We start from the raw sequence: 25,204 nt of genomic DNA, 5'->3' as shown, positions 1-25,204 counted from the left end.
ATTACTTTAAAGAGACATAAAGAGAAAGGTACAATAAATGAAAACCATAAATCTTATAAAAGTATTTATAGCATCACCAGGCGATATAGCAGCAAAGAGGAATGAAGTAGAAGAAACCATATATAGATGGAATATAGAAAATACAGATAATACAAAAGTAATTTTGATGCCTATTCGATGGGAAACTAATGCGATTCCTACTTATATAAATAATAGCTCTGGGCAAAGTGTTATTAATAAACAAATTGTAGAAAATAGTGATATTTTATTAGCGATTTTTGGCCATAAGTTGGGCTCTCCAGTTGATAATTATAGGTCGGGAACTATAGCAGAAATTGATTACTTTTATAAAAATAGCAAAGGCGAGGTAGGGATTTTTTTCTTAGACGAACCAGTTCCACAAATTTTGGCTGAAGAGTATATAGAAGTTAAGAAGTACAGGGACTCTCTAGAAGATAAGGGTTTTTATGGAACATATAGCAAAGACAATATCAGAAGGTTTCTCACAAAAAAAGTTAATTATTTAATTGAGAAAGCACAAAATAATTTAGAATCAAAACGCTTTGATTTAGATTCTATTTCTTACAAGACACCTTCAGCAATTAACAAAAAAGTTACAGGAACTGATAAAGATTTTGAAGACAACTTAGACATTTTTGATCCAATAGAATTTGACAATGATGAAAGATTGTTACTAATATATGCATTTATGGATGAAAATTCTATCTTTTCGACCGATAATTCAACTAATAGAAAAGTAGTTCAATGGGAAAGTGATAATAATTTAAGGAGTTACTTGAGTGATAGAGTATTTGATGTACTAGAAAAATTAAGTAAATCGGGAATTTTAAAGGAAGAATACGATTCTTCTTTTGATGAGTATCCATCACGCTATATTTTGATTTCAGAGGACTATAAGAAATTTAAAAGGTATTTTTTAAAAAATGAAAAAAAGATATCTGTTATTATGGAGAAATACAAAGCTCCAATACAGGCTGATCCATTTTCCAATTTGGATGAATCAGATTTACCGTTTTAAATTTTAAATAGATAATTTCATTGTTTAGTAACAGAGGTAGAAACTTTTTTAATGATTGAATTGAAAAGAAATGCTAATAGATCGACTTTATGTTTCTCTTGTGCAATCGTAAATGTGAGGGATCATAAAATAGATCTATTTATCGTGTGTGTATAAATAAAATTTAAAAACATTTTAGTTTACATAAGATATATTATACAAAGTTGTAAATATGAGGTGAATGTTAAGATAATAGTAAATATTCATTGTTTTAATATAAGCATAGTTCGCTTTTTGATCTATTTTACCATGTTATAAAATCTAAATAAATGTAATTGTTCGCCAAAAATATTTTATAAAAAATGAAATATATTTTTGAAAATATCATCTAATTCTCGTGTATTCTAATTTAAATTTTGAGACTGGTGTTTTCACTTTATAATTTTCTTGGTCGATTATTCAATCTTTCTACAGCATTATCGACGATACGTTGTGAGACATTTTTTAAATTAAACGATTTAGGGAAATATTTTCTAAGTAATCCATTATGATTTTCGGTAGAACCATGTTCATGAGGTACATACGGGTTTGCGTAGTAAATGTTGCACCCGAAGGTGCCTTCAATAAGCCCGACTTGGAATTGATTTACAAATCAAATCCCGCGATCACAAGTAATAGATATTACTCCTTAAGGATACATTTCTATTAGTTTTTTAATAGCTGCTATCATAGCGCGTCCTGATTTATTAGGAAGTTTAATAACTACTTATTGTAGTATTTTTCTTTCGAAGAAAGTTGCGACAAAGTTTGATCAATGCGAATCTTCGATCTGGATGACTTTATTTTATATCATTATCATTTTAAAAATTGTGGAAATTGTTATCAATTCATTGCCCAATACTTCCAACTACTAAACGAAAAAATAAGTAGTTATTTTATAGTCAGACTGTTGTCTGGCTATCTTCCTGTGTAGAGAAAATCCTAGTTGTAAATACAAATGTATTTTTGTATTTACAACTAGGATGAGGTGAGAATAACATACTTAATTACTTAAAAAAGCCAGCAAATATTTATTTTCTAATAGCTTTACAGTTCAGTGAAATGTAATAACTTACTCTGTAAACATAAAATATTGAAATTCTCTGTATGGACTATTCTCAGGATGTTGTTTTTCTACCTTAATCTGTCCCCCAACGTTTGCGTTACCATTATGAACATCCCATACCATTTCTGGATTTTGCTTACTCCGAATAAAATATTGGTTTTCTTTACCAGGAACTTTATCAATGGTCCATAAATTAACATTGTTTAAATTGTTTGTTTCATCGTATACCAGGTTTCCTAAACCCTGTTTACCTGTCCAACTAACACGTCCTTCTCCCCACTGAGAATAAATACTATATCCATCTTTAAAATCTAAATAGCTCACTTCAAATTTGTTTAAATCCTTGTTGACATTTATTAATGAGAAATCGTGATTACTAACGAAAATATTTTTATTAGAAATCGGTCTAATTTGGTAATAGCTACTTGGGAGTGTTGCTGATGCTTGAACTTTTTGACCTAAGAATCCTACAGATAAGAAACCTAATAGACACACAATCGAGAAAACTATTTTTTTCATAATGGAGCCTCCGTTTATTATTCTTGAAATTTAGTTAACAGTTCTAGTTTAATTTTATTCTATCACAATAAAGATAACGTTTTCATTTTTTTATAGACTCGGAAAATAATGAACCAGCAATTATATAATGTTAAAAGAGTAATATAATAAATTAAATTTCTTTCTTGATACGAAAAACGATTTTTGTATCTTTAAAATCTTGTTTTCTGAACACGCTATTTAATGAGGTGCTTTAGTATCAAAATTTTCTTGGATACTTATTATTTTAACTTTTTAAGTTTATTTAGTTTTGATTTATCAATAATGTATTTATAGATTGGCTATCATGTACAACATGGATTATAGGGAGACTAGATCAACCTTTAGAGAGAGTTCTGATAAAAAGGCTGTTCAACAAAGTTAATATGTTTAAAGCGGAACGACAACAACTGGTAGCCTCTTTTTTACCTTGTTCAATTATAATTTTTTTATAAATTCATATGTCCTAGGAGCTTGTTCTTTAAGCAGGTTTTTATTTGATTCTAGTCCAGAATAAAAAAATCTAAATGCTTCTGCAAAAAATTCTTCTTTGTTTGTCCCTGCATATTCATTTATATTATTTTTTTCTTCATTATATATATCTTGAAATTCTGCAGTACTTGATATTAATTCAACTTTAGACGAGGAAGATAAGCCTTTCATATTATCTATGACATGTCCAAATTCATGTGATAGTCTTTCTGAATCCATTTCTTTACCAGCTGATCCAGAAGCATGACCATTTATTACAATCATTCGCTTAGTAATATTATATCTACCAGCTGACTTGTTAATCCTATTTACTTCTGAATGTTTTTCGGGTAGTGATATCCCGGCAGGAATCGCCTCATCTACGTAACCAAGAAGGCGATCTACAAATATGATTTTTCCTTGTTTTTCATTGATAAATTCTAATCCCTGATTTAGCAAATTTTTAGGAATTAACTCAATGAATTTGTTTACCATATCTGTTGCCTGTTCTGCGATTAATGAGGCCCCACGCCCCGTTAAATCTAACTTGAAAATATCTTTAAACTTTGTATTTTCTGTTGTAGCAATAACTCCTTCATTTATATTTCTACTAATTTCCGTTATTCGTGAATCGACAATTTCCTTTGAAACAAGCTCTGCTTCGACTATAATTATTTGTTTACCCTTTTCAGTGGCAACTCTTATGCTTTTAACTTCCATGCCAGTCCCTTTATTGATCACTAAATAGTCCATTGCATCATTTAAATGTACTAAGTGAGTATTAGGAGGTATTTTAATTCTATATTTTAAAAAGCCTGTAGCTTGTGGTTCATCTCCAACAGGACTTCCCGTTAGGAAATCGCTAGAAACACCGTATTTAAGATTATCTCTTAAGTATCTAATTCTATCTTCCGATAAAAGATTTGGGTTATCTTGAGTATAGAAGGTCGATTCAGGCATAAAAAAGTCTGTAGATGACAAGGAGGAATACAAAAAGAGACCTTCTTTAATTCTCCCAGTTTCTCTCCTAAATAGTTCTTCAATAGTTCTATTTTCCGTTTTTATCGTGCTGACTTTTAATATTTCTTCTGGAGTTAATCCTACTGGTAAAGATTCTAAATGTCCCCCAGTGACTCTTAGAAGATAATTCAAATGTGGATCTGCTGCTGAAGAAGCCTTATTAATATTATTTTCAAATATTCGTAGTGTGTCTTCTTCCCGTTCTGTTAACTCATCCCTAAAAGATTCAAATTCACTGATAATCTCATCGACTGCCTCATCGTAATCTTTATTCTTATAATCTCGGATAGCTTCGACATTATTTGGAAATACTAATCCCATTACTATTACTGTAACTATACCTAATATTACTTTCATGAGTCCTCCTTCATAAATCAGTACAAATATACAGTATCGCTTTCATAAGTCCTAATTTAGAAAAACAACAGAGCCTCAAGTCAGGAAAAATATTTTTTATTTATTGGTTTCTATGCTAAAAAATACCTACTTAGCTACATATTATTCCCAATTTATTTTTTGAAAAGATAAATTTTTAGTCTGTTGAATCCATAAGCTCTAACAAACAAGTGATAAAAAATATACAAAGCGATTGTTCTAGCTATTTGTAACAGATCTCAGCCTTTGTAATGCAGATGAACAAACTGAAGTTACGAGTTCAAAATTTAGCAACTTTGTATAAAATTATCTGGCTGCTCACTTTCCTTGTAATAATTACTATTTAGAATAACACTATAACTAAATATTTTTTTATGTGTTTAATTATAGTGAAGATATTTATCTCAAACGGAAAGAAGATTCCTAAGTTTTAAAATATTTAACTCTATCTAAATGACTAGTTACTTTTTCCAAGCTCCCACTTCTGTGACTGATATATCTTTAAAATAGACCGCTTGAGTATCTGAAATCGCTGGAACTGAAAAAAATGCTAATTCTAAAGTCTTCATTATTGTATTTTCACCATCCCCCCATACTCCGGGGTCATATAAAACAGAAATTCTTCGATAACCATCAGATGAAACATTATATTTTTGATTAGGTCCATTCATCGTTCCATAGTTTCCTAGCGTTCTAACAGTAACAGCCGAAGTAGGAAATTTAGAATCTGCTTTGACTGATAATGTGATATAGTATTTAGAATTTGGGTTCAATTTTTTTAATATGTCAGCACTAAAATCTAATCGAACAGTGTTCATGGGAGAGTTAGTTGTCTGTGCCTGGTACACACCACCAACATTACCCAAATCATCTACCATTCTATGCGTGACAACACTGTTAAGATTTCCAAGAGGACTTCTTTTTGATTCCGATTTATCATAAAATTTAGGTTGTTTTAATGTGATGGCCATTTTAGGCTCTATTTTTATATCATAGAGATCTTTCACTTCTCTGTATATCCCTTCATCATCAGAGAGTTGTTTTCTTACTTTATCTGCTGTATATTCGTCTAAATAGGCGAGACTGTGATATTCTTCTATGGATTTATTTTTATAGAAAAGTTTGCCTTCTTTTTCGCTTATATCATTGAATCCTATTTTTAAAGCATCTTTTAACGTTAACTCCGGGGTTTTATCTTCTGGGTCAGAATAATTTTTAGACGCAATTCTTCGTTCTACTACAGACTCTCCATCATCTATAATGATTGATGATGTTTTATTTTTAACTTGCTGTTCTACACCATTCCAAGAGCCCCCTATTTTTATGTTTCCTTTTGAATCTTTGATCATATACTTACCCTCTACTTGGTTTGTTTCTAATAGAATAGGCGATTTATTAGAGATAAATGTGGATAATTGATCTTTATTTAATGGAATAGGTCTAGAATTAAAATCATCCATGGTATTAATTGCAATGCCGTTTTGCCCTTTTTTAGGATAGCTTTCATTAGGTAATATAGCTAAGGCTGTTGTGTTATCCTTTGCTTTTATGGTACCCAAGGTATTATTATTTAGTACAAAACTAACTGTAGGCTTTACTTCATATATCGCTCCGGTTCCAACATTGTTGTACCTCACATTGGCATTTAAATAGGCTGATTCCGCAGAATTTATATGGGTACTGTCATCGTTTGAACCTCCCCACTCATTCGCAACGGTATTACTATGTGTGTAATGCCCAGTTACACCAAAGTTAGGACCAACGCCTTGCCAGCCTGTTGTAACATCTACACCTGTAGTATTTGAATATGTCCAATTTGTAGAATGATTCGAACCTATACTGTTAGTTAAATCTTGATTATTTGATAAGATGACGTTTTCTAAATTAACATTAATAGAAGGGAATGCCGCTACTAGAGGATTAAATACTTCTTCGCTATTTGCAAGAGGCATATCTTTGGCAGCCTTCTCATAGTCTGTATAAGGATCACCTGCTGTATGTGCATCAAAAGGATTAGAAACAAATTTTTTATACCCTAAGCTCTCATACTCATCTTTCCAAGGTACAATTATCCTATTTTGTATTGTATAACCATTAATTTCCCAATCATCATAAATATTATCTCCATCGCTATCTATCAAAGGATTATTATTTTCTAATCTAAATTGAGGATTAGAACTTGCATTAGCAATGATACTTTGCCAGTCAGGACTACTCAATTCGGGAATAAATAATTCTTGATTATTGAAAATATGTTCCTTTTCGTGAACGTCCAATCCAATTAATTTTATTCTTTCAATATCATTTAGTGACAATGGAGTATTCGATATTGCTTCTATTTTCAATTTGTATTGTTGATTTTTTTTTAAATTAATACTATCTTTGAGATTAATAGGTTTTCCATCTACTTCAATTTTATAGTTATCTACATTTTTCAATTTAAAACTATGGTAATCCTGGTCTTCTAGACTTCTAATTTCACCAAACCAACGAAAGGAAGAAAATTTTTGTGACTTTGAAATCAAGTTATTTGTATCCTGTTTCCTGAATGATAGGGTTTCGTTTTGTGTAGGGCCAACAAGTATAGGATTAGTAAACTTATTATCATCAAAATAATGTCCGATTAACCCATTTTTCATTTGTGTTTGGTCACTGTTAGACGTTAAATCTTGCGCATTTACTAGTGTAGTGTTTAATAATAACATGGTCGATAAAAACAATAATTTTATCAGAATCTTTTTCATCATAACAATATCCCTTTCTATATTTTCCCAGCACTTAAATATAAAAAATATGAAATTTAATAAATTATCACAATTTTTTTATATTTTTGAGACATGTTTATTATTGGTAATATATCCATAACTGTTTAAGCTTAAAAACAGCATGACTATTATAAAGAAGATACATACATCAAAACTCGATTACAAATAGGCAAAATTCCAATGATCATTACAACGGATCTGAAGTTTACATGACGGGAAGAAACATTCAGAGACCCTATGCTTACTGCTACAATTGTCGAACAAATCACCCATAGGGCGCATGTACTTGATTTAAGTGCGTCTTCTTTTCTTGTGGAAGAGCAAAACAGTAGCTACGATAAATTAAGTGGGCATTTTCCAACTGATTTCGTGGAGACATTTTCAGTTAAAAAAACAGATAGATACAAGATTTACAGCAATAACAACTGGAGTAGTACTCATATTAAATCAAATACATGCAATAATAATAGAGTAAAATAAAATAACGATATATTTTATTCAAATAGTTAAATATTGGTTAATTTTAGAATAAAATTCTTTGGCACTATAATAAATTTTTTCACTAATTATTTTCATATTAAGTTCATAGTTATTTACTCCATTTATATCAGAAATTGGGCAACTTAATTTATATTTTAATCTTTGCAACAGAAATTTTTTAGAAAGTGCATTTTTATCTAAAGAAACTTTTGATTAATTAAGATATTATTCTTGTTGGTAATATCATACGTTTTTACAATCATTCTAGTTCCAGTAACACCTCTGATTTCAGCTTGTCCGTCAACAGTCATAGTATTATTATTTGAATTAATCTTAATTTCTTTAATTTCATTTTTTTGCTGGTTGTTTAAGCTGTTCCATTCAGATCCAATACTATAACTGAGATCAAAACGCTTTGTATAAGGTCTTCCTGTAATATCTATCCACCAACCCGTAGCATTTATATTATTTTTTAAATCCTTACCCGTCGCAGTATAGTCAACTGTACCTTCAAATTCAATTTGTTCTAGTGAAACAACTACTCTATAAGTTTTATGTGGCGGAACTTTAACAGATTGCGCGCCCGAGGTTATTGTTTCAGTAGTAGCTTCAGTTTGTGTATTAGTTGTACTAGAATTAAAGCTGCCAGTTATTTGATTTGACCCAATACTTAGAGGAAGTTTAAATGCCAACCCTTCTCCATTAATAGTGAAGCCTTTTGTAGTACTCGTAGATGCTGTGCGTGTTACCTCTTTAGCAAAATCAGTCGTAATATTCGTTTGTTCAACTTCAGTACTATTAGTAAATTCATTTTCTCCTACGTAGACTAAATCGGATTTAGTTTTATTTAGTTTAAATGATTGACTATCAGGAGTATAGTATACGACAGCATTTGATGATACAGAATTGGGCTTTTTATCGAGTTCATATCTCCATTCAATTTTTTTTCCTGCTAGCTCATTTTGATAATAATAGTTGCCTATCTGATTTAAACTGTCTTCGATTTTTGTGATAGTAACTGCTTCAGCATTTCTAACATTAAAAATAAACAATGAAAATATAAACAATGGACTCAAGGTAAAAAGAATCTTGGTTTTCATATCTATCATCTCCAATAATTTTAGGAACAGGTCTACCCATTTGCTACTCTAATTTTCGATAGCGCTTTCTATTGTTTGATCTACTTGAATACATGTTAAAAACTACTTCATATACTAAAAACGAATTCAACATAACATAAATATTTATCCTTATTTAAGATATAATTAACCATTCTTCGCCTTCTTTTCTCCTAATATATATTTTAGAAAGAGACACGCATTCTTTCTAATTGCTAACTTTAAATTTATTTACTTTGCTATTAATTTTATTAACGATTTACTTTTTCAAGTTTTACTTGAATACATGTTGCATGTTCTTTGATATTTGTGGATTCATAAAAGGTTATTAAATAAGATTCTAAAATGAAATTCGACATTATATATCCTTGTTGATCTGTGTAATATTCAATCTCTTTCAATAATTCATTTCTATCGAAGTGATCATTCACTATAATTTCAGCATACGTTCCCTCCGGAATCACAATCATATTTTTATCAAATACTCTTTCACCGTTATTTAACAAAAATAATGGTTGGTATTTTTCTATACCTCCCTCCCTTTTAACTATATTTCCATATAAATCTAACCTATCCACAGGAACACTATTTATAGACTCTTGAAATAGTACTTTGGATCTACAGAATGATTCATCTAAATTAAAACAATTTTCTTGACTTGCAATTGCGTATCGTTTCTCTATCTTTTGAATCTTAATTTTATTTTTAGGAATAATTTTCGTTTTTTCTATATGTTGTATATATTTTTGTAGAAGTTTTTTTTTATCTAAAAGATTACTTATTTTTTTATCCATCATTATTAACTCTTCAGACAGATAATTTACAGTCTGTTCAATATCTCTTTGATTTAACAGATTTTCAATAGCATTCAACGGCAGATCAAAATATCTAAACAACATAATTGACGATAATTTTTTAATATCTGTAACTAAGTATTCTCGATAGCCATTTGCTTTTCTTTTTGGACTAATCAGACCTAAGTGTTCATAATATCTTAATCTATGTTTTGATATAGTATGTAAATTACATACATACTTAGTTTCCATAACTGACTTCACCTCTCAAATCATATATGTCAAACCAAGTATAAACTATATAGTTACTATACAGTCAATGTAATAAGATAGATTATTATAATATTTTTGTAAGTTGTGTTAAATCTTCAAAAAGAAAAGTAGGCAACATGCAAGCGTATATGTTAAACTATTACTGCATATGCAGCTATAATGTGAGAAAGAAGGCAATCCCACCATGACTAGAAATACTTTTGTTTATTCCCACCCTATCAATGTATATATTATCAAGAAGCTAGGAATGACGCTTGACCAATTTTGTGAATTATATGCTCATAGTCGTGGTACTGTATCTAGTTGGATAACACGTAACCGGCGAGTCGAATCATTACCAGTATCACTTATTTATGATCTAAGCCTTGCAGCAAGTTCAAACATGTCTTCTACTTACGAAGAGCTTCTCTCTCTTCAAGATGAATATGAAATATATATATCTTCGATCGGAAAAAGAAAGAAAAAGCGAATTGAGTAATTGTATTTTCAACATAATCTAACGTAAAGTAATAATTGGTTTACACTATCGTGATATTTTGAAATCGTAATATTGTGATATCGCAATCCTTTTAATAGAATAGAGTTTTTAAAGGAGAAAAAGAGTAAAATTTCTTTTTCTCCTTTTCTTTGTTTAAGTTTCATTAATAACTTATTGATTGCAGAAAGTTTAAACATGTCTGATATATATTTTTTTGGGTTTCTAACAACATTTAATAAGACAATATCAATAGTTATTATTTACTATTTGTATATTATACTATTTGTATACTAAAATTTTTCACCTTCTATTCTATAAAAAAAGGTACGGGGAATTGTCTAATTTCAATTCCCCGTACCTTTTTTAATTGGATTTCTTTCTATCTCTCGCTTCATATGTTTTCATGTACATTTCAAACATAGTACGCTCTTCAGACGACATTGAATTTTCTAAACGATCTAATACAGTTGAAATTAAGTCGTCTTGCGTCTCATAATCTAAAGTATTTTGTAAAGCATTCACTCTATTTACATTATATTTTTGAATTCTTACAGTACCATAAACTTTATTTTTTTTTGGTCTTCCAACTTTTTTCTCAGAAGATTCAGTCGACTTTTGTACTGTACTTGTAAACTCGTCAATATTAAAAGTCTTTTTTGGTTTGGATGTTTCTGTCTCTGGGATTTCTCTTAAATTTTTCTTTCTGCTAGGATCTGTTTCGAATTTTTTTACCATGGTTTTACTCTCCTATTCTTTGAAAAAACTCTTTGGTAATCTCAATATAGAACTCATGTAATTTAATATCATGATAATCCCAAGTTGCTGTATAAACTTTGTCAGCTATTCCTTTTCTATCGTAACCTTTCAATCGTTCCATATGTTTAACAATATGAGTAAAAACATACTTTTCTCCAAAACTATCCAAAGCATCTTTGATAATCTGGTTATCAATACCCGAATCGTTTTTCATAAGTACTGGTAGAACTCCTGCTATATCAAAATCTGCATTTGTATACTTATTGTAAAATGTTTGTGCATACTCCCAGAAAGCTTCTGCTCCATCCAGAGATCGTTGCTGAGTTTGTAATACTATTATCAAAAAGTCTGCTGCATATAAAGCTGTATTAGTATATAGAGAAATTGTTGGAGGACAATCTATTATTACAAGATCATAATCGCCTTCAATCTCTTTAAGAAGATTACCAAAATGGGAAATTCTTTGATCCTTAAAATTTTCAAGCGTAGTTGGATAAACTAATTCAATAAAATCTGGATAATCAACGAAATCTAAATGTGACGGGAGAAGAAATAGATTAGGCATAACTTCAACCACAGCTGAAGAAAGATTTTCTTCTTGAATAGCTACCATCATAGTTTTTTCATTTGGCATTTCTGAGTTATTTTGTCTAGTATATGTTCTATTCAACATTTGAGTAGAGTTAGCTTGAGGATCAAGATCACAAAGCAGAACCTTCTTCCCTAACTTCGCAGCCTCATAAGCAAACATTACTGAATTCGTGGTTTTTCCAACGCCGCCTTTAAAATTACCAAAAACGATTTTTTTTGTCATGCATTTAAACTCCTCGTCATCATTTTTTACTACAAAAATATTTTACCATAAATATTTTTTTACTACAATAATTATTTAGGAAAAATTACTATTTGTATATTTTACTATTTGTATATCTTACTATTTATATATTTTACTATTTGTATATTTTACTATTTGTATATTTTACTATCTGTATACATAAAGTATGATTAAACGCATAATTTTTTACTGTTTTACCAATAAATATTTTTTGTATATTTTACTATTTGTATATTTTACTATTTGTATATTCTACTATTTGTATACTATACTATACGTATACTACACTATTTGTATATTTTACTATTTGTATATTTTACTATTTGTATATAGTAATTATTTAACTATATACATTTTAAAAGAAATACTTTATACCTTAATGTATTAGGAATAACTCGGACAAATTACGAAGAAAAGAGGCGATACAATGTCAGATTTTAATTTTTATACTGCTAATGAAGTTTACGCTGAAAAATACTTCCAACTACCAAAAGTATTTTTCACAAATGAAAAATATAAAAAAATGAGTAATGATAGCAAAGTAGCATACGCTATTCTTAAAGATCGTTTTTCATATTCAGTAAAAAATAAATGGGTCGATAAACAGAACAGAATATACTTTGTGTTCACAGTCGAGGAACTTAAAAGTATTTTGAACTGTGCTGAGGGAAAAGTTGCAAAAATCAAAAAAGAGCTAACAGAAATGAACTTATTATTTCAAAAACGTGGTGGGTCAACATGGGTAAATGGCATAAAAGTAAATACACCAAATAAATTGTATCTCGGAAAGCCAGAAGCCACGGCTAAGGACGTTTATTTGATAGATGCAGCCGAATCACAGGCTTTCGTTGGAATTGCGAATATCGCAAATCCAGAGAAATCCCAACATATCAATAAAAATCTTGGAATTGCGAATATCGCAAATCCAGAGAAAACTAATGATATCAAGGGATCGACTGGAATTGTGAATATCGCAGACAATCTATACTATACTTCTTCTTTAGACACTAATAGACACAATATAGACACAAAGAAAGACCCCCTACAAGATCAATTATTGCTAGATAATTTTGAGAAGATTATGAAAGATAATAGTATTGCTACCTTTATCCCTGATCGAGTACTAAGTCTGATTAAAATATTCTCGTCTAGTTATAGTGAAGCTCAAAAGACCGTTAAGACAATCCATAACGCAAAAGCAAAAGCGGAAAAAGACTCGCAAACTAAAATTATTTTTGAGGATCTAGATACTTATGGTCTTAATGCCGAACAAGAATTGTATCAAACTCTTCTAAAAGCCTATCAAAAACAGAAAACAGAAAAAGTTGAAAATATTCAAAATCTAATCTTTGTATACGTTAAGAACTGGTTTGTGGAAAATCCGATTGCTGCAAAACAACAAGCTGAATCAAGCGAAGAATTACCGACGGTCTCTTTGCATGATTGGACAACCGATGTTGAAAACAGTGACTATTGAAAGGGCCTAGGGGTGTCTCAGCGAAGCTGATGTGTCTTTGTTGTATAAAATTTTATGCAAGGTGTGTTTTTCTTTCTAATCAAAAAGAGTTGGATTAACAAAAAAATAAGTGTGGATTATCTAATTTCGATCGACGTCTTATTTATGCTGAAAAGTGAAAAAATCTGTTGTGATATTGAAAATTTAGAAATGTGTCCGGGGGAATTTGATGAAAAAATTAGCACGTTCTTCTTGTTTTGTATCAAGTTTTTTTACTTGCTTGGTCGAAGAGACCGAAAAAACTAGTTAAAAATCATTCTTTTCTGAAACTAATAATTTACTAAGAATTTTAACTAAAATAACAGTTATTTCTGATTGGATTACTTAAAATTTAATAATAAAATCACAGCTGACAATCATTTGAGAATATTTGAACAAGGAGTTTAATAATGCTAGTATGGGATTTGTGACAAGCGAGGGTGGTGGTTGTAAAAGTAAAAAAAAACAAAGAATTACAATATTTTTGTTTGCCTTTTTTATTGGTACATGTTACGGTTATTGGGAAATGAACAGTCAAGTATTTATTTGTTCGTCTCGTAGAACTCTGAAACGTTTGTTTCAGAGCTGTACGAAGGCAAACAAAAAGGAGCACCTTTAGCTCTCTCGCTTCACACTGACGCCAATCAGTCTGAAGGTCGTTGAGAGTCAAAGGGTCCAACCAACATCCGAAACATGTTGCTGGATTGCTCCTTGATAATTGTAGACGATGTCTACAACGTTGCTAATTATAACAAACAACTGAGTGGTATTCATTCGTTTTTACTTATTTTTAAAATCTTTTTTTTGAAATAGTTTGAAAAGGTGATTTTACAGAAGATGAGTGAGGACGTTTGTGTATGGACTTGGACTAATACGAGTCGTTTTTTTACGCGTTTGAATCAGTGGGGGGACGTGTAAAACGAGCGATCAATTTAGCTGTTATGGGGCGTTGTCGACAACTACAGTCATTAAGGAGGAATTTCACACATGTGGAATTCCTCCTTTTTGTTTGTCTTCGTCCCTAATGTTTGCCCGAGAAAGTGAGTGGAGGAGTGGAAAAAAATGAATAAGTCAGCGCAAATAAAGCCCTGTTCACCTCGATTGATTTTACAACGAGCGATTACCGTTCGTCTGATTGATGGGAGTATATGGGCAAATCTTGGAAATGGAAAATTTGTACATCAAACGAACCTAACGGTTAGAGAAATAGAGGTGCTCTATCCCAAAATTAAAACAGTCGTTGAAAGTGGCGGAAAAATTATGGCAAAGAAAAAACATTCGGCTCAATCCCTTGTCATGCTTGAACCACCAATGAAAGTGAAAGACTGGGCTTGAAAGATCGTTAAACGAAAGACATAGCTGTTTGTAAAGAACGTTTCTCGTTGTTTACATGATCCTTGAAAACTGGATAGTATCGGACGTTTATCCAGGGCGCTGTGTTTGGCTTTGGAATTAACGAGAAAGGTCTCGCTGTTTTCTGTCTGGTGAGATAGATACATTCAAAAACGACAGACTGCTTGACTTGGTAACTTGAGCAGGAGATCGTGTCTCTGGCATGTGGCGAGAAAAGTAGCGCAGTTGAACGCCTTAAAACCCAACTGTTTGTTCTGAAAAGAAATACTTTGTACTTCTCAAAATGATGAAGAGAGACAGGTTGTCCGTCCCCCTAAAACGGTCAGGTTCCCACTTATCCGAAAAGTGTCGTACCATTTTTATTACTTGTTTGCGGTTCTTTGTGAACAGGTATGTCTTTAAAGCAAACGAAATAGGAGTGAGTTGAATGACTGAAATACAAATATTACTTGCTTTTATGCGGCAGTCTAAGCGCAAGTCAATCAAGCGTAGTAGTTTAGAGCGTTGGTTTGAAACGAATGATTACTGGATAAAAGAAAGACAACTCAAGTTGTTTCAACAATTACAGCGAAGCAAAGTTCTAAGAATCATGGAAAATGGCGAAATCATCCGAGTCGAGGCAATGCAGGAGTATTTCATGTTGTTTGATTATATGCAGACACAACGAAAATCACAATTAGCTAAGGATCAACTTAAACGATGGATTGCTGAACAATCAGCATGGCATGCAAAAAAGACGGAACGACTGATTCGTCAATTACATTGTACAGAGACAATGAAAGTCACTGAATTTGGTGTGGTCATTTCACATGAGAAGCAAAAGAAAGGGGAAAATGGATGGCAAAAGGTACAGCAAATAAGAGCATAAAAGGCAAAAAGAAACGATTTTTCCAATTGGAAGAACTATTGTTAGAGGAGAAGGACATGGAGTTTGTGATCGGTCAAGAAGATTTATTTGCGAATGATATCCAGTTCGAACATGATGACGTGTTACCTGGCGAACGGGCCTATATCGTCACAAAAAAAGTCGTCCAGTCTACCCCATTATACAAAAAACAATTAATTTGTTTGCGTTATATCCATTCGTTGAGAGTCGTGAATAACTTGGAAGAAGGACGACTGGTGAAAGAAGTCCCAGTAGCAAAAATTATTCGGTCAAATAGAGGGATTTATTTCATCGTTGATCGAGAAAGAGTGACACAGTCGTATCATCAACGAAAACATCATAACCAACTACCAGGGGTCATTGCCGAAGAGACATTTCGGAATTACTAAGAGACAAAAGTGTTCGCTTATAACAATGTGAATACTTTCGCAAAAATGGCTGATTACAAATTTTAATATCTTGCAAATGTTATCTTTATAAAAATGGTTTAGAAATATATTAATATAAATTCACTGTTGAAGTAGCTATTTTTGATCAAAATACAAATCGGTCTAGATTAATCGTCGTTTTATTAAAATTGTATGAAAAGACACAGGTTATCATTTGGCGAAAATTATTCGGTTTGATATGCTTAATTTATAGTTATTTTAATTTAAGTGAATCCTAGCCTAATAGTTGCCAGGGAGATCTTTCAAATCCAAAATCCAGTTTTAAGTTTTTCCTTTTTTTAAGTCTCAAAGAATAGTTTACTCTTGAAATATTTCAACCTAAGCGTCCTTTTTGTGAGGGGGCGTTCCCTGGCAACTATTAGGCTAGGCGTCATTCGTTTTCCAATGGATAATAATAATATTGCTGATTCGTATCTTGAGCTAGTCCAAACGTTGAGCCAATCTTTAGATTAGATGGACTATCTGCCAAACCGATTAATTCAAATTGGTTTTTATCGATGTTTGTGACTGATAGTGGGAAATGAATTTCTTCGTCACCTATCGAAAGAATAGCCTGATTGACGTCTTCAAAATGAACAAAGGTGATCATTGTTTCTCCTAAGTCAACTATTTTTTTGTTTTTTCCTTTTTGTAGTTGTTCAAAAGCAGAAGGTTCAGGTATAGATGAGGATTCTATTGTACTTCGGTAGTCATTTCTTCTATTACGAGATTGGTAAATCAAAATGGAACTTAAACAAATAAAGATAATTGGGAGAATTAGGAATAATTTTGATTTCATTTGCTTGTCTCGACTTTTTGGCTTTGTGAGACAATGCTTTTTTTAGTTTTTAATTGCTGTGCGTATTCTTCAATGTCACTCTTTAAATAAAGTCTAACTACCGAAGGTCCTGAATCTCCAAACTCAAAAAAAGGTTTTATCTTTCCTGTTTTGATTGTCTGTGAGAATGCAGTGTAAGACTGTCCTGTGATTTTAGCAGCTTGTTGTCTGGTGAGTAGATTTTTTTTACCCCATTGTTGAATTTCAGTTAATTTCATTTTAAAGACCTCCTAAATATTAGATACTAAAAAAAGTATACCAAATTAAATATAAATATCAAACTTATGCTTGACTAAGCATGCTAAATAAGGTATGCTTATTTTAAGATAAAAAAAGAAAGAAGGAACCTAAATGAAAATGTTAAAAGTGTTAGCAATCGGAGTAACAGTTGGAGGGATGGCGTTAGCTATTCATACGGAAAATGCAGAGGCCGCAGAATGGACACCACGTTCGGTCGAACAAATTAAAGCAGATATCGCAAAAACAGACGGTAAAGAATACACGATCGTCACTGGTGATACTTTAAGTGGTATCGGAGAAGCTACAAACATGACAGTGAAGGCACTGGCAGAAAGAAATTCAATTGCAAATGTAGATTTGATTTATGCAGGGAATAAGTTAGTATTTGAAGGCAATGTAGTCACTGTTCAAAACCCTCAAGGAGAAACCATTGCGCAGTCTGTTGTGAAAGACGAAGATAAAATAGATCCAAGTCAACCAATTGGGCAAGCACCGACAACTGGTTCTGATACTAATCAAGGTTCACAAACAGTGACACCACCAGTAACAGGAGATAGTGGCTCAGCAGGCGGAGGAAATACAGTAACACCACCAGCAACAGGAGACAATGGCTCAACAGGCGGAGGAAATACAGTAACACCACCAGCAACAGGAGACAATGGCTCTACAGGAGGCGGAAACACAGTAACACCGCCAACAGGTGGCGATAACGGTTCTACTGGTGGTGGAAATGAAACGACACCAGAGCAACCAAAACCAGAAGAGCCAACAAGAGTAACACCACTTGGGAACAGTGGAATGGAGTTTAACACAATTGATGAGGCTAATGAGTGGGGAATGGCTGAGCTTATGAATCCAGATAGTGTATGGAAGGAATATACTGGTTTCGTTACTAAGCCGTTGATGTGGTCAGATGGATTAGTCAGAAGCTATTCAGTTGATTTCTATAATTAATTAATCTAATCGTCTTATTAAAGCAATTGGAAGGAGATTTTCCTTCTAATTGCTTTTTATTTTGTCAGAAATGAGGAAAAGAAATGATTCGTTCACCATGTAAGAAATCTAAAAGCAGATAAATATATATATAAATCAGGAGGAATATAGATGGGAATAGGAAGATTTAAGAAGATCACGACTTTTATTGCACTACTACTAACAGTGGGGCAATTACTGGTATCACCTACGTTGGTAGTCGCTGACCATATCGAGCAAAGTAGAACGAGCCAAGTCGCAGAAAATGAAGTAGAAGAAACAGAAAAGGAACAATCAGACAAAACGATGAGTTCCGATCCAAGTGATACAGAAACACCACTAAGAGAAGCCTTACAATCACAGAATGCCCTTGCAAATGATAGCCCTAATGAAAGTGATTTGCCTATTGTAGAAACAATTGGCGATTCGCTTTTTATTTTACCTTCAGGTACGGATGTACAGCCAATAGAGGGTGGAGAAGAAGCAGAAGTATCTGGTGATTTCGATAGTCGCTACACGATGGCTTATATTCTCGAACATGCCAAAAGTACTTCTGAACAAGAAGCCATGTTAGAAAAGTCAGAAGAGTATGCCCGATTACAAAATAATTTTACACGTTCAACGGGATATACGATTGAAAATCTGGGAACAATCAACCATCAGGTGTGGCGAAATCTTCCAAACGGAACTAATTTTTTACATGACAAATTTTATAAGTTTCGAATTCGTGAAACAGGCCAAATTGCTTTTTGTATAGAAGAAGGTGTCCCAATTGTTTTAGGTGGAGGCGCGTCTCAAGAAAATGTCTCTCAAGTAATTTCTAATGCGTCATTGAGAGCGAGACTTTCATTGATCGCCTATTTTGGATGGTATGGAAACACTGATCAATCGAATGACCAGTATGTGGGAGTCCAACAAATGCTTTGGGAAGCGTTTGGAGGGCAAACATTATCTACTACTGTCCCTAACTATGGGTCACGCAAACAATCTGTAGAAACCGAAATATCAAGATACAATACTCGCCCAAGTTTCCATAATCAAAAAGTAACTGTCAAAGTTGGGGAAACAGTGACAGTAAATGATACGAATGGCGTATTTTCACAGTATGCAATGGACAATTTAACAAATACTGCGAATGTTACTTTACGTAAAGAAGGCAATCGACTGCATATTACTGCTCATGCAAATTCAAATGAATCTGGAGTTGTGAACATTGCAAGAGTTCCTAAAGAGTTTGCGAATGCAGCATTGGCATATCGAGTGGGCAATGGTCAGAGAGTAAGTGTTCTACACATTAGCGATCCAATTCGAGTATCGCTAAACATTGAAGTTTTAAAAGAAGGACATGCAGAAGTACTAAAAGTTGATGAAGATACCAAAAAACCATTAGCAGGTGCTGTTTTCAAATTTACCACGTCAGATGGTCAAACAAAGGAAATACCGACAGGCGCTGATGGAAAAGCACGATGGGAAAATATCATGGCGGATAAACAAGTGACCATGGATGAAATCAAAGCACCAAATGGCTATATTTTGAATTCAAAACCACAAACGATAACTATAAAAGCCAATGAAACAACAACGGTAACTTTTGATAACAAAGAACAGTTGGCAGATTTAACAGTGATCAAAGAAGATGAAGAAACAGGGAATAAACCACAAGGTGCAGCCACGCTCTTTGGTGCCAAATATGAATTAACGGATTCAGAAGGCAAATCGGTTGCTGAGTTTACAATGGAAGACGTCGAAGGACGCGCACAAGCAGAAATCAAAGGACTAAAATTAGGCACTTACTATTTACAGGAAGTTGAAGCGCCTGAAGGGTACACGTTAGATCCTGAGAAACACGAAGTTCAATTAACCTATGCCGGACAAAACGAAACAGTTGCGATCCACAGTAAAACAGTAACGGATCGTGTCATTAAGGGGCATATCGAAGGGTATAAATTCGGTTCAAGACCATTAATTCCGAATACAATTGAAGCGTCATTAGAATTGATTACTGGAAAAAATCAAGATATAAAACCTCCTTTAGAAGGCGTTGAATTAACTGCGACTTCTCATACAACTGGACAAGAATACGTTCAAGTCACAGGAGAAAACGGCTTTTTCCGTTTTGAAGATTTACCATACGACACGTATACAGTTGAAGAGACGAAGGGAATAGATGGATATCTATTAATTGAACCTTTTGAAGTAACAATCACAGAAGACGGCTATACGCATTTCTTCTTACTGGAAGATCGAATTATTGAATCTCGTTTGCACATTGTCAAAGTGGATGAAGAAACAGGTGAAAATATCCCTTATGCTGGTGCGCAATTTAAGATTTTTGATACATGGGCAAATGATGGCGAAGGTGCATTTGTATCGATGCAACGTCCAAATGATACAGAAAACACCGATATCTTTGAAACAAATGAAAAAGGCGAAATTGTTACTACAGAAAGCCTTGCATGGGGCGTGGATCGTTATGAATTACACGAAGTAAAAGCTCCAGAAGGATACGTACTACTAGAAGAACCAATCGTCTTTAGCGTGACTGAAGAAGATTCTGACGGAATGATCCGAATTGAAGTGCCAAACCGTTTAGCACGTCAAGACGTGCAATTGATCAAACGTGACCGCTTAAATGATCAACCTTTAGAAAATGTACCGTTTAATTTATACCAAATTGAAAAAGATGGATCTGAAACGTTGGTTGATGAATTCTTGACAGACGAAGAAGGAATGCTCTCAATTGAAGGATTGCCTTACGGTGAGTATAAGTTCGTAGAAGGACAACCATTGCCAGGATACCTTGAGTTAGAAGAAGACATTGAATTTTCAGTAACCGTGGAAAAAGACGGCGAATTGATCGTATTAGAAGCAGTCAACGACCGTGAAGACTTAGAGATTAAGACACTGTTCGCGACGGTTGATGGTGAGAAAATCGTTGATCCAACGATTGATAATGTATTTGAGGATAAAGTTTGGTTAAAAGGGGACGCAATTGAGATCGGCCATACGTATACAATTGTGTCTGGGTTCGTGAATCGCTTTACTGGTGAAGTTGTGAGCCAAGATATAACAAAATGGACAGCGAAAAGTAAAGAAGACGAGCTGTCAGTTTTCTTAGACTTACCAGCTAATACCCTAAAAGATGGGGACGAATTAACTGCGACACATATCATTTACTATGATGAAGATCAAAAAGAGGAAGTTGGACGAGAAGTTGATTTAGAGAATATGGATCAAACTGTTCGTTTCCAATCTCCAAAAGTTGAGATCAAACGTGACGGCGAATTACCTAAAACAGGTAGCACGACTGGAATGATTCTATCTATTATTGGTGTGGCTACTGTTGGAATCGTTGGCGGAATCTATATTTACCGTAAGAAAAAAGCATAAACACATGGCTGCAAGGAGAGACGCTCCTTGCAGTCTTTTTATCGAAAATGGAGAAGGTAGGGGATTGAATTGAATAGGGAGAAGATACAGTTAGATATAAACACTATATTACTAGTAATAATACTATGTTTGTTTGGATATATTGTGCTGATCCATAATGAAAAGACCTCTTTTGTGAGAAGCGATACCATTGAACAAAGACAATCGTATATTCTTTATGAAAAAGATAGCGTAAATTATTCTGAAGATAATAATGAAAAATTTGAATCAATGGATTGGTCATTAGACGTGGAAGGTCCGTATCTATCAATTGAAGTAGTAGGAGATAAAGTAAAGATAGAGGACAAATCAAAAAGTCAAGAAATAACGGATCATAGGTATAGGCATTCAAATGTCCGGCCGGCTATGGCACGAACACAGCCTCAAATAGACGGAGAAATAACAAATGAACAACAAATAGTACACTTTGGCTCAAGTACGTCAAAGTTTGATCGATTCATTCTCAAGTATTATTCTCCAATTCTTATTATCAGTTCAATGACCCTATCATTCTTACTTTATTTACTTTTGTGAAAAAATTTACTCTTATTGCTAAGGATGTTATACTTTAAGTAACAAACGATATAGAACGTTTCACATGAAGACGATCCCGAAACATAACGTAAGGGAGCGTCTTTTTTATTTTGCTAAGAAAAATGATAAAGGAGGAAGATTGATTGCAAAAAACGAAAAAATGGATGGCAATTGCGTTAGTATCCAGTCAACTGCTAACGAGTTTACCTGTATCAGCGGCGATCCTGTCTGTGGAAGATTCATCAATCCCTGATTCTTCGGAAAAAGCTGAAGAACAGCCGACACAACCAGAGGGAAACGAAGCGTTACCCGAAGGAAATGAACAAGAAGTGGAAGAACAGCCGGTCGAAGAACAACCGACAATACCGGATGAACCGCCCAAAGAGCCTGAGCCACCAAAGGATACGCCAAAAGAGACACCAAAAGAGACACCAAAAGAGACACCAAAAGAGACACCAAAAGAGACACCAAAAGAGACACCAGAGGAACAACCTGACATTGTCCCAGAGACAGATCGTCCGAAAGAAGAACCAGTGAAGGAAGAACAAATTATAAAAGAAGACACACCAGCGACACCAGAACCAGACGTTCAAGTAAATCCAGTTAACCAAACAAATGAAATGCCTTCAGTCCCACAAACGATGGAAGAAGTGCGTGTTCCTGGATTGACCGAACAAACCTCTTCAGAATCGAGTGAATCCAGTTCATTTAAAGTCACACCAGTGAAAGAAACCTGGGATTTCATTCAAGAAATTGGGGAAAAAGCACGAGAAATTGGGTTAAAAGAAGACCTTTATGCGTCAGTTATGATTGCACAAGCGATTTTAGAATCTGGAAGTGGTCAAAGCCAACTGAGTCAAGAACCCTACTTCAATTTATATGGAATTAAGGGTAGCTATAATGGGAATTCAGTGACCTTCAAAACACAAGAAGACAATGGATCAGGCACCCTTTACTCGATCGACTCTGCTTTTCGGCGATATGAGAATTATGAAGAGTCGTTAAACGATTATGCACGTCTAATCAAAGAAGGCTTGACCCATGACCAAGACTTCTACAAAGGATCATGGAAATCGGAAACGGAAACATATGAAGACGCTACAGCATACCTCACGGGGCGGTATGCCACAGACACACAGTATGCGGATAAATTGAATGCGTTGATTGAAGCCTATGCATTGACGAGTTATGATCAAGCAAGAGCGGAATTACCAGAGGGTAGTGAAGAGTTTATTTATCCAGTTCAGAATGTCGTCATTTCTTCACCTTATGGACCACGTGGGGGTGAGTTTCATCGGGGAGTAGATTTTACGGCACCTGTAGGAACACCTATTTTTGCCAGTCAGGCGGGCGTAGTTATTCGCTCAGAAGTTCATTCTTCTTGGGGAAATTATATTGCCATCACGCATGAAAATGGACTAACTACACTATACGCACATAACAATCAGAACCTTGTAACAGTAGGACAAACTGTTGCTCAAGGGGAAATCATTGCTTCAGTGGGAAGCACAGGTAATAGTACAGGTCCGCATTTACACTTTGAAGTGAATGGATCGCCAAGTCTTGCCCAGGATCAATTAATTGACCCGATGCAGGTACTGACAAAGGAATAGCCAATAAAAAAGGAAGTATCGTTGATACTTTCTTTTTTTATTGGACTCAAACGACTACAAGCTATTTTATGTATCAGATATGTAAGTAGTGGAAAGGAAAAAAAGATGGAAGGATTTATCTTACTTGGCACATTTTTTCTAGGAATTGCTTCAGGCTACGCGTTACAAACGGTTATTTTACCTGTATTTATGTTTGAAGAGTGGTTAAAAGATCGAGCGATTCAACAGTATTTTCAGTGTAAGAAAAATGAATATACGTATTTTGAAGAAGGCAAAGACGATTTTTATATTCTCACGCTAAATAATCAGGAAAGACGCATTAAATTCTCTACTAAACGACCGTATACGATCGTCTATGATCGCGAGGTCTATGTGGACTAGGAGGTGTCCCTATGAAGTGTCGATTTGTTGAGGTAGAAGGGCTAGACATGACCTGTCCACAAACACTCACTTTAAAAGAAGCCAATCGCTTTTTGACTATAAAAAATGAAGAAGCAGATATGGAAGGTGTGGAATACACCATTCATTATGAGTTAGTCCAAAATGATCGAGCAATCATACGATCTAAGCTAATGTTACCCGTTTTTTCTTTTGACTGGTGGGAGATACTGGAAGAATTTTTATATGAAAAAGGAGCAGAAGATAGTCAAGTCACTCTCTTTGGGGATGTTTTTAAACAAGAATTGTCTGAAGAATCCATAAAGAAGAGCAAAAAAGTAAAAGAACCGAGGACTAAAAGACCAATTAAACCGCCTAAGCTCATTCAGCCATTATCTAAAAAGTGGTTGTTGCGCCTAGGAGGGTCTTTTCTGGTTCTTCTTTTATTATTTGTTGGTGGTTTAGGTGTGAAAGAATTTTTTTTAACGGAACTGGAAACACCCTCTTATGAAGAACTGATCGATCAGGAACAATTCGAAGAGGCTTTTCAGTACTATCCTGAAGAACAAGGACAAACAGAAACCCTGTTCTACGATTATGTGTTGGACCAACGCTCGCAGGAAAATCTTAGGCGCTTTCGGGAGTTTCATAAAAATTATGAAACAACATATGGTGATTTTGATTTAGCGGTTTTAGAAAACAATTACGAAGCTGCGGTCACAGCGTATGAACAACAATCCGAAGCTTTTTCTGACGATTCAAACCGCTTAGCCATTGCAGGTTATTGTTTTCTAAAAGAAGGTAAGTTGGACGAAGCAAAAGAGATTAATCGACAAATTAATAGTCTTGAACTTGAAAAGAAAATTGTTCAGTATGAACAGCTTTCCTTACAAATAAAGGCAGCTGAAAAAATGATTGAAGAACTGCAAAAAGAAGATTCCGTGGATCGAGAGAAATTGGAAGAGGAATTAAATGATCTATTTGATTTAAAAGAGAAACAGATGAATCTTTGA

At 33.7% G+C, this 25,204-nt stretch carries 21 protein-coding genes and 1 pseudogene; 12 read left to right on the top strand and 10 right to left on the bottom strand.

Translation table 11 applies throughout. The annotated features are described in order from the left end of the window. Positions 1-37: 37 nt before the first annotated feature. Positions 38-1,039, top strand: a complete 1,002-nt coding sequence (locus HZ311_RS15040; protein WP_178946849.1) for a DUF4062 domain-containing protein — start codon at positions 38-40, stop codon at positions 1,037-1,039. A gap of 363 nt (positions 1,040-1,402) precedes the next feature. Here HZ311_RS15040 and HZ311_RS16110 read toward each other — a convergent pair. The 6 genes and pseudogenes from HZ311_RS16110 to HZ311_RS15015 form a co-directional block, all read right to left on the bottom strand. Then, a pseudogene (locus tag HZ311_RS16110) lies at positions 1,403-1,829 on the bottom strand (IS30 family transposase); the annotation flags it as partial. 300 nt (positions 1,830-2,129) lie between these two features. After that, positions 2,130-2,642: a hypothetical protein gene (locus tag HZ311_RS15035; RefSeq protein ID WP_178946848.1), complete on the bottom strand. Its 513-nt coding sequence runs from the start codon at positions 2,640-2,642 to the stop codon at positions 2,130-2,132. Positions 2,643-3,098: 456 nt separating this feature from the next. Beyond that, entirely contained in the window at positions 3,099-4,508 is a 1,410-nt protein-coding gene (locus HZ311_RS15030) for an anthrax toxin lethal factor-related metalloendopeptidase (protein ID WP_178946847.1), read from the bottom strand. A gap of 479 nt (positions 4,509-4,987) precedes the next feature. Further along, positions 4,988-7,273, bottom strand: a complete 2,286-nt coding sequence (locus HZ311_RS15025; RefSeq protein ID WP_178946846.1) for a binary toxin-like calcium binding domain-containing protein — start codon at positions 7,271-7,273, stop codon at positions 4,988-4,990. A 695-nt stretch (positions 7,274-7,968) separates the two neighbouring features. Then, positions 7,969-8,871, bottom strand: a complete 903-nt coding sequence (locus HZ311_RS15020) for an ETX/MTX2 family pore-forming toxin (protein ID WP_169059038.1) — start codon at positions 8,869-8,871, stop codon at positions 7,969-7,971. Between the two features lie 269 nt (positions 8,872-9,140). Next, positions 9,141-9,935, bottom strand: coding sequence for a MerR family transcriptional regulator (locus HZ311_RS15015; protein WP_169059037.1), 795 nt, complete (start codon positions 9,933-9,935; stop codon positions 9,141-9,143). 205 nt (positions 9,936-10,140) lie between these two features. Here HZ311_RS15015 and HZ311_RS15010 point away from each other — a divergent pair, with 205 nt between their 5' ends. Continuing rightward, complete coding sequence (locus HZ311_RS15010; protein ID WP_178946845.1) at positions 10,141-10,434, top strand: type III secretion system protein PrgN; 294 nt, start codon at positions 10,141-10,143, stop codon at positions 10,432-10,434. A 363-nt stretch (positions 10,435-10,797) separates the two neighbouring features. On the opposite strand, the gene HZ311_RS15005 is transcribed toward HZ311_RS15010, so the two are convergent. Next, a complete protein-coding gene (locus HZ311_RS15005; protein ID WP_023520711.1) occupies positions 10,798-11,169 on the bottom strand; it encodes a DUF5388 domain-containing protein in 372 nt (123 codons plus the stop codon). 4 nt (positions 11,170-11,173) lie between these two features. Then, positions 11,174-12,004, bottom strand: a complete 831-nt coding sequence (locus HZ311_RS15000) for a ParA family protein (RefSeq protein WP_023520712.1) — start codon at positions 12,002-12,004, stop codon at positions 11,174-11,176. Positions 12,005-12,452: 448 nt separating this feature from the next. Here HZ311_RS15000 and HZ311_RS14995 point away from each other — a divergent pair, with 448 nt between their 5' ends. The 4 genes from HZ311_RS14995 to HZ311_RS14980 all read left to right on the top strand — a co-directional run bounded on the left by HZ311_RS14995 (position 12,453) and on the right by HZ311_RS14980 (position 16,148). Further along, entirely contained in the window at positions 12,453-13,502 is a 1,050-nt protein-coding gene (locus HZ311_RS14995; RefSeq protein WP_178946844.1) for a replication initiator protein A, read from the top strand. A 1,080-nt stretch (positions 13,503-14,582) separates the two neighbouring features. Further along, a complete protein-coding gene (locus HZ311_RS14990) occupies positions 14,583-14,855 on the top strand; it encodes a hypothetical protein (RefSeq protein WP_178946843.1) in 273 nt (90 codons plus the stop codon). A 445-nt stretch (positions 14,856-15,300) separates the two neighbouring features. Beyond that, positions 15,301-15,741: a hypothetical protein gene (locus HZ311_RS14985; protein ID WP_178946842.1), complete on the top strand. Its 441-nt coding sequence runs from the start codon at positions 15,301-15,303 to the stop codon at positions 15,739-15,741. After that, entirely contained in the window at positions 15,711-16,148 is a 438-nt protein-coding gene (locus tag HZ311_RS14980; protein ID WP_178946841.1) for a hypothetical protein, read from the top strand. Before HZ311_RS14985 ends, HZ311_RS14980 begins: the two co-directional genes overlap by 31 nt. A gap of 430 nt (positions 16,149-16,578) precedes the next feature. Here the strand turns inward: HZ311_RS14980 and HZ311_RS14975 are convergent, their stop codons facing one another. Both HZ311_RS14975 and HZ311_RS14970 read right to left on the bottom strand, forming a co-directional pair. Next, positions 16,579-16,986 (bottom strand): hypothetical protein, encoded by a 408-nt coding sequence (locus tag HZ311_RS14975; RefSeq protein WP_178946840.1) that lies wholly within the window; start codon positions 16,984-16,986, stop codon positions 16,579-16,581. Then, entirely contained in the window at positions 16,983-17,243 is a 261-nt protein-coding gene (locus HZ311_RS14970) for a MerR family transcriptional regulator (protein WP_178946839.1), read from the bottom strand. The genes HZ311_RS14975 and HZ311_RS14970 overlap by 4 nt, the downstream gene beginning before the upstream one ends. Positions 17,244-17,376: 133 nt before the next feature. Here HZ311_RS14970 and HZ311_RS14965 point away from each other — a divergent pair, with 133 nt between their 5' ends. The 6 genes from HZ311_RS14965 (at position 17,377) to HZ311_RS14940 (ending at position 25,204) form a co-directional block, all read left to right on the top strand. After that, entirely contained in the window at positions 17,377-18,219 is an 843-nt protein-coding gene (locus tag HZ311_RS14965) for a LysM peptidoglycan-binding domain-containing protein (RefSeq protein WP_178946838.1), read from the top strand. A 150-nt stretch (positions 18,220-18,369) separates the two neighbouring features. Further along, positions 18,370-21,627, top strand: coding sequence for a SpaA isopeptide-forming pilin-related protein (locus HZ311_RS14960; RefSeq protein ID WP_178946837.1), 3,258 nt, complete (start codon positions 18,370-18,372; stop codon positions 21,625-21,627). 69 nt (positions 21,628-21,696) lie between these two features. After that, on the top strand, positions 21,697-22,200 hold the full coding sequence (locus tag HZ311_RS14955; protein WP_178946836.1) for a hypothetical protein: 504 nt from the start codon (positions 21,697-21,699) through the stop codon (positions 22,198-22,200). Between the two features lie 164 nt (positions 22,201-22,364). Next, positions 22,365-23,813, top strand: a complete 1,449-nt coding sequence (locus tag HZ311_RS14950) for a peptidoglycan DD-metalloendopeptidase family protein (RefSeq protein ID WP_178946865.1) — start codon at positions 22,365-22,367, stop codon at positions 23,811-23,813. A gap of 105 nt (positions 23,814-23,918) precedes the next feature. After that, on the top strand, positions 23,919-24,194 hold the full coding sequence (locus HZ311_RS14945) for a hypothetical protein (RefSeq protein WP_178946835.1): 276 nt from the start codon (positions 23,919-23,921) through the stop codon (positions 24,192-24,194). Between the two features lie 11 nt (positions 24,195-24,205). Continuing rightward, positions 24,206-25,204 carry a hypothetical protein gene (locus tag HZ311_RS14940; RefSeq protein ID WP_178946834.1) on the top strand — a complete coding sequence of 333 codons (999 nt, stop codon included), beginning with the start codon at positions 24,206-24,208 and terminating at the stop codon, positions 25,202-25,204.

The sequence above is a fragment of the Enterococcus mundtii genome (assembly GCF_013394305.1).
GTDB classification, from domain to species: Bacteria; Bacillota; Bacilli; order Lactobacillales; family Enterococcaceae; genus Enterococcus_B; species Enterococcus_B pernyi.
The sequence above is the reverse complement of the archived record's forward strand: the minus strand, read 5'-3'. Positions and strand labels throughout refer to the sequence as shown.